Here is a 9125-nt window from a genome sequence, read left to right on the forward strand (position 1 = left end):
CTCCTACTACATCGGTAAGCTTCTCCACAAAGCGCTTATCTTTGGACAATTTGAATGTCTCGACTCGATGGGGCTGCAATCCGTGAGCATCCCATATCCGCTGCACAGTCGACTTGCTCACCCCCTGGCGCGAGCCATCGATCGCGTCGACCAGTGTGTCTCCCCGGCCGGCTTTGTATGCAACGTCGCTTCCACGATGGCTTTCTCCTTATCGGCATTCAAGCGGCGTGGGCTGGTGCCATGCGGGGCATCAATCGAGATTCCATGGCATCCCTGTTCCTGAAACCTCTTCCTCCAGAGGATCACAGTGGCACGAGATGTGCCCAACTCCCTCGCGATGGCGTTATTCGACCTCCCTCCTGCCGCCATCAGACAAATCCGTGCGTGCAACACTATCCTCTGCGGAGTCGTTCGCGCTCTAGTCCATGCTTCCAAGGTCTTTCTCTGTTCATCCGTCATCGCCAAGGCGTTGGCAGGTTTCACATACCTCGATGATACCACACAAGAAGGATATTGTATAGATATTACGGAGCCACTACACTAGCCTTAATTCTTGACCAGGCTGAATTGTCTATGGCATTGTTATGCCCTCCTGTCATCAGTTCCCGAGTACGGATACACCGTGTGTCAGCGCGCCTACTCACTCAACCTGAACTAGCTTACCCCCTTTGGATATTAGAACCTCTCCATCGTTAGAATGGACACCATCAGGCTGGATAGTATACGGCCCCCCTGGCGATTCCCAACGCAGATCACCCGAGCGGGCTGCCTTCGCTATCTCTACCGGGTCATCCGAGCCAGCCAGCTCTATGGCCTTTATACATACCCAAAACGCGTAGTAGTGGGCAGCTGTCGAGGGGAGATGCCCGACGGTTTCCAAATAGGCTTGCTCCATTTCCTTGGCCCCGGGATAATTAAGTCCTGGCACCCAGTATACCCAGTGATAGGTGCCCTCAGCAGCCTCCGGTTTCACCGAGATTCTGGAGGCTGACGCTGCGCTCCAACTGACCCACTTGATATTGCCCCAGCCACCCAATTCCACAATCTGTATGAGGATAGTAAGACACTGCTCCGATGCAAAATTTGTAAGAAGGATGTCGGGGTTCTCGTACTTGACCCTGGTAAGGTAGGACGACAAGTCGACGGTTCCCTGAGGAACGTACTGTTCATAGCTAACGTTCACGCCAGCGGCCTCTAGTTTTTGCCGCATCGCACGATTCTCGTCACGTAGCTCGACGTCGTCCATGCACAGAAGGGCTACAGTTTTGGGCTTGAGCTTATTGAGAATAAAATCTACCACCGAGTCTCCAACATCAGCCAAATTCGGCATCACGGTGCGCACTGTATATGGTCTGTCACTTATGTCTTTAGGCGTGGCACCTAAACTAAACACTGGGACCCTAACCTCTTCGGCAGCATCCGAAGCAACGCTTAGTTGGGGTGAGCTTCCCCCTCCGAAAAGGACTGCGGATACCTTCTCATTCTGGGCCAACTTTGTGTAGCCAGCCTTGGTGTTTGCAACCTGACTTTGGTCATCGAATTTTATGACCTTGATAGACCTACCCCCCAGAATGCCCCCCATCTTTTCCACCTGTTTCATGACCACGCTTATGGCCTCATCACCCAGAGCGCCAGCCGCAGCATACGGCCCGGAATAAGGCGAAAGGACGCCGATCTTCACAGGCTCACTGGAGACAGTCGGTGCAGGGGTTGTTGTTGTTACTACAGGGGTTGTCGATTCCTCTTCATCATCGTCACCGCAGGCCGCCAGGAGGGGCACCATCAATACCAGGGCCAACATTAGTATCAACACTTCGCACCAAAGATTCCTTTTCGGTCGCATTTTCAATCCTCCTGAACATATTTGGTTCTTCGATACTCCAGATACATAGACACACATGAGGCTTAATACTCTCGGAAACCTTGCCTGCTGCAGATTAATTCCAAACGTGAAGTCATTTTGTCTGTATAGTCACCTCCCTTCATCGAACTCATTGCATCCCATGAGCCGGATTGATAAAGATGGCCCACGGGATGCAATCGCAGACACCAGCCCCATTGAATTATACGGGGTTGCCGCCCTCATCTTTGAGATTTCCGTCAAGATTGTTGCCTAAGCGAACCTCAGTTCAGTGCGATCTATCAGTTCCTTCTGCACGTTTGGGTCTAGATTGACAAAGAACGCGCTGTATCCGGCCACTCTGACCACCAGGGTCTTGTATTGATCGGGGTGGCTCTGGGCCTCTCGCAGGGTTTGGGCATCCACCACATTGAACTGTATGTGATTGCCTCCCAACTCCATGTAAGTCTTGATAAGGGCCAGCAACTTCTCAAGCGATTCGTTGTTGGCCAAAGCAGATGGGTGGAACTTCAAATTGAAGATGTTGGAGCTGTATTTGACCGGATTCATGGCTACAACACCGGAGTGGATCAGCGCAGTGGGTCCGTTTCGATCGGTTCCGGGTGTAGCAGACGTGGTGCCATCAGTGAGAGTCACTCCCTTCTTTCTCCCGCTGGGAAGTGCTCCGACCAACCCTCCATACCAGCTGTGTATGGCAACCACAACCCCATGAGGCCTGCCATCAGCCTTTCCCAGATGCGACTTATATGTAAGCTCCTCTTTCATGAATTCGTCATAGAATTCCCTCACGATGCGGTCCACACAGTCGTCCTGATTGCCATATTTGGGAGCTGACAGAAGCAGATGGTGCAAAGCCTCGTATCCCTCGAAGTTCACCCGCAGGGCTTCGAGTAGATCTTTTATGGTGATTTTCTCTTCCTCGAATACCAGTCTTTTTATCGCCGCCATAGAGTTGGCCACATCAACCACGCCAACCAAGCAATCGGCGTCGCTGCCGAATTTGGCGCCGCCCGCGAGAATATCCTTGCCCCTTTTCAGACACTCATCTGTCAGAGAAGCAGCAAAGGGGGTTGGCAAAAACGCTGCGTCGACATTCTCCGCGATGCAGCTGGCCTTTCTGCCCAGTTCGGCGAAATAGGCAAGCTGTTTCTTCAGAGCCGCGTTCAATTCCGCATAGGTCTGAAAATCTTCGACCTTCCCTGTTTGAAGACCCAGTTGCTTGCCTGAGATAGGATCGATCCCGTTGTTAAGGGTCATCTCCAGTAGCTTGGGAAAATTGATCAGGGCACCCCATGCACTATCGATAGCGTGAACTGGCCCGGTTTGAACGCAACCGACAACTGCGAAATCATATGCCTCCTCCAGAGAGCAGTCCTTCCAACGGTCAAGGTGACGCTCCACGGCAATGTGACCATTGATGAAGCAAGGTTTCCCCAGGCCGACTCTCACAACTTCAGCGCATTTCATCAGGAATTCGTGGGACAGCCGGTTGTGCCATATCACCACGGTACTTGGCTGAAGCATGCGCACCCGGCTGTCGGCCTCCAGAACCAGGAAATCAATCTCGTTGCTGGCATCCTGGCCATCGCGAGTGAATCCACCCAAGGCAATGGTCTGGCCCGTGTGCAATTGTGCTCCCGTACCCATGAGTACGCCCACAAATATTCCCACCTCAGAAAACTTAATGAACAGCAGTTCCAGAAGCTCAATGACTTCTTCTCGTGTAATGCCCTCTTCTTCAATATTCTTCCGGTAGAAGGGATACATGTATTGGGGGAAGCGCCCAGGCGCAATGCCGGGCTCGGCAGCCTCTATCCAAGCCGCGGCATGAATGAACCAGAACGATTGGATGGCCTCACGGAAGTCTCTGGCGGGCTTGGCCGGTACCCGGCGGCAGGTCTTGGCGATTCGCCGCAATTCTGCCTTTCGTTCGGCATCGATTTCCTTGTCCGCCATCTCCTCAGCCAGAATGGCATATCGCTGGGCCCAGGCAATTACCGCTCTGGCAGTGATGATCACCGCATGGTAGAAATCCAGCCGGCTGAAATCGTCATGCAGATCGGGGGCAACCCTGGCCATCGCCTGCTCCGCCTCCTCGATCACGCCTTCTAGGCCCTTTCCCAAGACCTTTCCATAGTCGGGATTGCAGAACCCCATCGGGGTTCCGGCAGAATCGGCAAGAATGCCATGCCGGTTCAGATCGCGACGATCCACGCCTGTCAACGTCTGAAAGATGCTGGTCACCTTGGATGCATGCGTCTTATCCCTGAAATAGGCCACCGCCTCCTCGATATGTCGCACCTCTTCCTCATTCAAGCTGACCTGGCCGAATGAGGTTTTCCGGGACATTCTCATCGGGTTAGTGGACCATTCTGGATACGGATTGACGCCCCGGGGGTATTGGGTGAGGCTACCTACGATAGGGTTTTCGTCAATGTACAGCGTCATCCCCCTCAGATACTTGTCGAATACCTTTGCCCTAGTTATAATCGAGGATTCTCCACCGGCTTCTCTGTAGGCCTCTATCACGAACCTGATCCGCTCCGTGGACAACCTCACCTCGCTTTCAAAAAAACTATCCTTTACCCGTTTGACCTTATCGGTCAGTGCCGGTTTCTCCATTACCTGATAACTCATCATTTCATCCCCTCCTTTGAAAAGAGTCTTAAGCAATCTGGCTTTTTGTTGGCTGCCATTCTTACGACGTTATCACTCAGTCACTGGAGGCACTGGCGGGCTGTTCTAACACTGCTCTGCGAATTTATGCTGGAGAAGTCTCTGTCGCGGGTCACGTGTCAGAGACTTCACAGTTCAATCCTTTGCTAGAAATCCTACGACTTCTTCTGACGTGAGCCTACCTATTTCCTCCCAGTTATAGCCCAAACTCAGAAGAATGTCGTTGGTGTGCTCTCCGACTTCCGGATAAGAACTGCGGATCTTGCCCGGTGTCTTGCTGAGTTGCACCGGGATGCCGACGATCTTTGTGGGCCCCCGCCGGGGATCGTTGATCTCACAAATATATCCGTTGGCCACAACCTGAGGATCAATCGCGGCTTCAGCATAGCTGTTGACACGCGTGACTGACCCAAAACCTGCCTCCTTAAACAGCTTCAGCCATTCATCTCTAGACTTTGTGAGGAAAATCTGGTCCAACACAGTAACCAGTTCGTCGCGATTGTCAACTCGGGCATTGGCGCTGGCGAACTTAGGATTATCGTTGAGATGCTCAATGCCCATGGCCTTGGAAAAAGCAGGCCACCTTTTATCCGGAACCCCGGTGATAGCTAGCCAATCATCTTTGGCCTTGAAAATCATGTATAAACCAGATACGAGCCCAATTCCTCTCGGGTATTTCGGCGGTAGCTGACCACTCAAGAGATAATAATTCATCTCCTGCGCTTGGACGGAAAGCGCTGATGCCAGAAGAGATGTGCCCACCTGCTGACCTATTCCCGTTCGCTCTCGGAAAAACAATGCCACCATAATACCATAGGCTAGATACAAGGCACTTGCGTGGTCACAGGCAGGTGTGGCAATTGGCCGGGGTGATTCGTTGGATGGTCCGTTGTGCTTGACTAATCCACTTCTTGATTGTCCCGAAAGGTCAAACGCCGGCAGATCTTTGTCATCACCCTCCAGCCCATATGCCGTAGGCCATGCATAGATGATTTGTGGGTTGTACGTGGATATGGTTTGGTAGTCTAGCCTCATCCTCTCCACCACGCTCGAGCGGAAGTTGAGCAAAAAAACATCGCTCAACTTTACCAGCTTAATTAGTATCTCTCTGCCTTTCTCCTTTTTCAAATCAACGGCTATGCTTCTTTTGTTGCGATTGCAGCGCAAGTGACTAGCTGTAGTAAGCGCGTCTGAAGGACTGCTAACCTTATTAGAAACCCGAAGCCCATTCATTAGATCACCATATCTCGGCTCCAACTTGATAACCTCGGCTCCCATATCACCAAGCATGCCTGATGCTAGCGGGCCCATAATAGCTTGAGAGAGATCTAGGACCCTGATTCCTTCTAGCGGCAACATTCTGTAAACTCCTTCGCGCCCCTTGTTTTGCGCCGTCTAATCTTGTATTGGTTCAACTTCGAAATCAAACCCACCTTCGCCTCGGTTTAGTCAATCTTCACACTTCTGCTCCCGTTTTCCGAACATCACGGCGATTTTTGTGCTGTGTGATGGACAGCGCCAGATTCTTTCCCTAGCAGTCCTCTTCCTTTGGCGGCTTTGCGCAAATCCTCAAACACGGCTAGGTGATCAATATAGAAGAGTTCAGATGGACCGAACGAGTTTGGCAGGTCTTTCACAGATTCTGTACCTAAATAACAGACGTCGTGGCACAAGCCGCACATAGTACAATGTCCCAGGCCTTCCTCAACTGCCTGTGCCACCCTGTCAGCCTCATCCCTCGGGTCATAGAAACGCAGCGCTATCTTCAACAAGGCGGCTGGACCGCAGAATTCAGTGAGGTCCATGTCGTCGTTTATCACTGGACATACCGTATAACACAGCATACATTCCGTGCATCGATATAGCCCACACATCTTTTCGTATGCTTCAAAGGAGACGCTTGGCATTTCCTCCATCGGCTTTTCCCTTCGGAGGTATGGCATAATGCTATGTAGCTTCGATTTAATCTTGCCTCGATCCACCACCAGATCCCTGATAACAGGGAGATTTTTCAATGGCTCTATAGTGATCTTGCCCGGATTAACCGGCGACATACAGGCCAGCACTGGTTTTCCGTCGACCATTACACCACAGCGACCGCACCATATACCTCGGCAACCGTAATCAAAAGCTATACCCTCGTACTCTTCGTAGATGTAGACCAGAACTTCCAGCACCGACAGGTATTGCTTCCACGGGATCTCGTATACCTTATAGTATGGCTTGACATCTGTGGCCGGATCATATCTGAAAACTGTGGCTAAAACTCTATCGGTCATTTCAATACCTCCCTGATTTGTTCAGGTGAAACCTCTGTCCAGACAATTGGCTTCTTTTCAACGACCATTCTGCCGTTGACCTGCTTGATGCAAACGTTTGCCAACCAGTTCGCGTTGTCCTCCTCCGGATAATCGACCCTGAAATGATTAAGCCTGCTCTCAGTCCGCATAAGCGCAGACTTGGCGACCATCTCCTGGACGTCGATCATAAATTCCGTTTCCAGTGCTTCAACAAACTCTCGGTTCCATGTACGTGTCTTTAATGCCACCCACATTCTTGGATAGTCTTCCCTCCTGATGCGCTCAAGCTCGGCGATACACTCTCTCAGCCCCCCGTCTGTCCTATCAAGGCCAATATACTTCGGCGCAAGTCTCTGCACACGATGCCGAATCACGTGTGATCTAAGCGGATTTTTTGGCTTTCTCTCTAGGATATTGTAGACCCTATTACGCTCCTCAGAAGCTTGCTTGAAATCCATTTCTTGCTTTTCAATTCCAGCAGCTCTTGCGGCAGCGGATTTTCCGGCCTGCAATCCCCACGCATTGCCATCCCAGGCGGTAGTACCGAGCCCAACGGCATACAACCCTGGAACAGTGGTTTCATGTTTTTCATCTATTACAGCCTGTGCTAAGGATCCCATTCCCCAATCATAGAGAGATGGTGCGACTTCGATTAGTTCCGCACACGCATCCCATCCGAGTTTTTCCTTCGCTACGACCAAACGTGCCTTATAGGAATTAGTTTCCCAGTAAGTCTTCGCATTATAGAAAACCCCTCCATTCGGTCCCCCCTTCCCCTCTCTTATTTGTTTCCCTATCGTTTCGTACAGGGAACCGCGACGGCTCCGCTGCGATCCCAACTCTTTTAAACCGGACCCACCTGTACTTCTCTCTTCTAGGAAGTATTCTCCATCTTTATTGCAGATTGCCTTATTAAGCTGTCCATATAAAGGGGCAACCAGCACGCCGCCAAAAGATCCTGCGAGAGTAGCCGGATAAAACTGCCTCATTGCTCCACTGCTCTGCTCCATATTCGCTAATTCCGCTCCGGCGTAATATAGCAAAGCATGCCCATCACCCGTGCATTCTGGTTGTACCGGTGAGAATGCACTAACCCCCGCCCAACCATACAACCATCCAAACGAGCCTGTGGCTAGGACCGTCGACTTTGCTTTGAAGATAATGAAGCCACTGGTTTTGATATCTACTCCCGTGGCCCCGACGGCTGCGCCGTTGTCGGTGAGAAGTCTGGTGATGATGGTTCTCTCAAATATGGGAATACCGCGTTTCATGACCTCGTGGCCCATCATCCACGGATAGGTAGCATAAGGCACCCCCGTGGTACCACTCTGGAGAAGGATCTTGTCAGGAGGAACCCTCACACAAAGCGAGCCCGTATTCTCACTCCAGAGAGCTCGTTTTTCCGAGAAAATACGTTCGGCTAGGCTTCGCAAATTCTTCTGGTTCGCTATCCCCTCGTTCCAACGCAGTAGCCATTTGAACATCGCGTCGGGATTATTTGGCGCTGACGGGTTGTCAAGTTCACTCAAAAACCAGTAGCCCCAATTTATTCCTGAAGATCCGCTCCACGCAAATGGGCCCTTATCAACGATGATAACCTTAGCACCGTTGTCCGCTGCCTCAATTGCGGTTGTCAGGCCAGCAATCCCGGCTCCTATTACCAGGACATCTGTCTCAAGGACTTTTGGTGTCGGAGCCGCAACGGGCCCCGCCACCTCTACTTTGGCAGAAGATTTCTCAAACATTTTACTACCTCCTCAGACTCCTCAGAGAAAACTATCGGGGGGTTGATCTTCCCCCACGTACTTGTCATCTGCTTCGTGATGCAGTCATCCCACATTGTATTGCCCCAGACACTGGTAGCGAGTTGCAAAATCGAACAACAAGTTGTGCTTCTTAATGGTCTGTTGAAACCAATTCCCAGCCCCAATGAGCTTGCCATCTCCGAAGAGCACAATTGCCCCTGAGTTATTGTGACTAACGTAGCCAAAGTCACTTTATATCAAATGATCCCGCTCCCTTCATTCACTTTAGGCTGTCTGGTCTTGGCCTTGAGCCTCGGTCACTGCTCCCTTTTCACACCCTGGAGAAGACCGTCCGCTCCTTTCTGGTCCCCGATCTGCTCATCCTGGATGATTTCGGATTGCAGCGCCTGAGCGCCCAACAATCCGCCGATCTCTACGAACTCATTATCAGCCGACATCATCGCGCCAGTTTCGTGATCACCAGCAACCGGGCGGTAGAGGAATGGTTAAGCCTGTTCGATGACCCCATCCTGGGCAACAGCG

General features: G+C 51.5%; 6 protein-coding genes. All 6 read right to left on the minus strand.

Features of this window, described 5'->3' with window-relative positions:
* Nucleotides 1-117: 117 nt before the first annotated feature.
* Nucleotides 118-483 (minus strand): helix-turn-helix domain-containing protein, encoded by a 366-nt coding sequence (locus tag PHV74_12660; protein ID MDD5095209.1) that lies wholly within the window; start codon nucleotides 481-483, stop codon nucleotides 118-120.
* Between the two features lie 157 nt (nucleotides 484-640).
* Nucleotides 641-1843, minus strand: coding sequence for an ABC transporter substrate-binding protein (locus tag PHV74_12665; protein MDD5095210.1), 1203 nt, complete (start codon nucleotides 1841-1843; stop codon nucleotides 641-643).
* Nucleotides 1844-2113: 270 nt separating this feature from the next.
* A complete protein-coding gene (locus PHV74_12670) occupies nucleotides 2114-4501 on the minus strand; it encodes a pyruvate formate lyase family protein (GenBank protein MDD5095211.1) in 2388 nt (795 codons plus the stop codon).
* Nucleotides 4502-4672: 171 nt separating this feature from the next.
* Entirely contained in the window at nucleotides 4673-5896 is a 1224-nt protein-coding gene (locus PHV74_12675) for a CoA transferase (protein MDD5095212.1), read from the minus strand.
* Between the two features lie 125 nt (nucleotides 5897-6021).
* Nucleotides 6022-6816: a 2Fe-2S iron-sulfur cluster-binding protein gene (locus PHV74_12680; protein ID MDD5095213.1), complete on the minus strand. Its 795-nt coding sequence runs from the start codon at nucleotides 6814-6816 to the stop codon at nucleotides 6022-6024.
* Nucleotides 6813-8582, minus strand: coding sequence for an FAD-binding protein (locus tag PHV74_12685; protein MDD5095214.1), 1770 nt, complete (start codon nucleotides 8580-8582; stop codon nucleotides 6813-6815). Before PHV74_12685 ends, PHV74_12680 begins: the two co-directional genes overlap by 4 nt.
* Nucleotides 8583-9125 lie beyond the last annotated feature (543 nt).

Source organism: Dehalococcoidia bacterium, assembly GCA_028711995.1.
Classification (GTDB): domain Bacteria; phylum Chloroflexota; class Dehalococcoidia; order SZUA-161; family SpSt-899; genus JAQTRE01.

Excerpts from the sequence above, each read along its gene's own strand:
- PHV74_12665 (MDD5095210.1), bottom strand. The coding sequence starts at position 1,843 with ATGCGACCGAAAAGGAATCTTTGGTGCGAAGTGTTGATACTAATGTTG.
- PHV74_12670 (MDD5095211.1), bottom strand. The coding sequence starts at position 4,501 with ATGATGAGTTATCAGGTAATGGAGAAACCGGCACTGACCGATAAGGTC.
- PHV74_12675 (MDD5095212.1), bottom strand. The coding sequence starts at position 5,896 with ATGTTGCCGCTAGAAGGAATCAGGGTCCTAGATCTCTCTCAAGCTATT.
- PHV74_12680 (MDD5095213.1), bottom strand. The coding sequence starts at position 6,816 with ATGACCGATAGAGTTTTAGCCACAGTTTTCAGATATGATCCGGCCACA.
- PHV74_12685 (MDD5095214.1), bottom strand. The coding sequence starts at position 8,582 with ATGTTTGAGAAATCTTCTGCCAAAGTAGAGGTGGCGGGGCCCGTTGCG.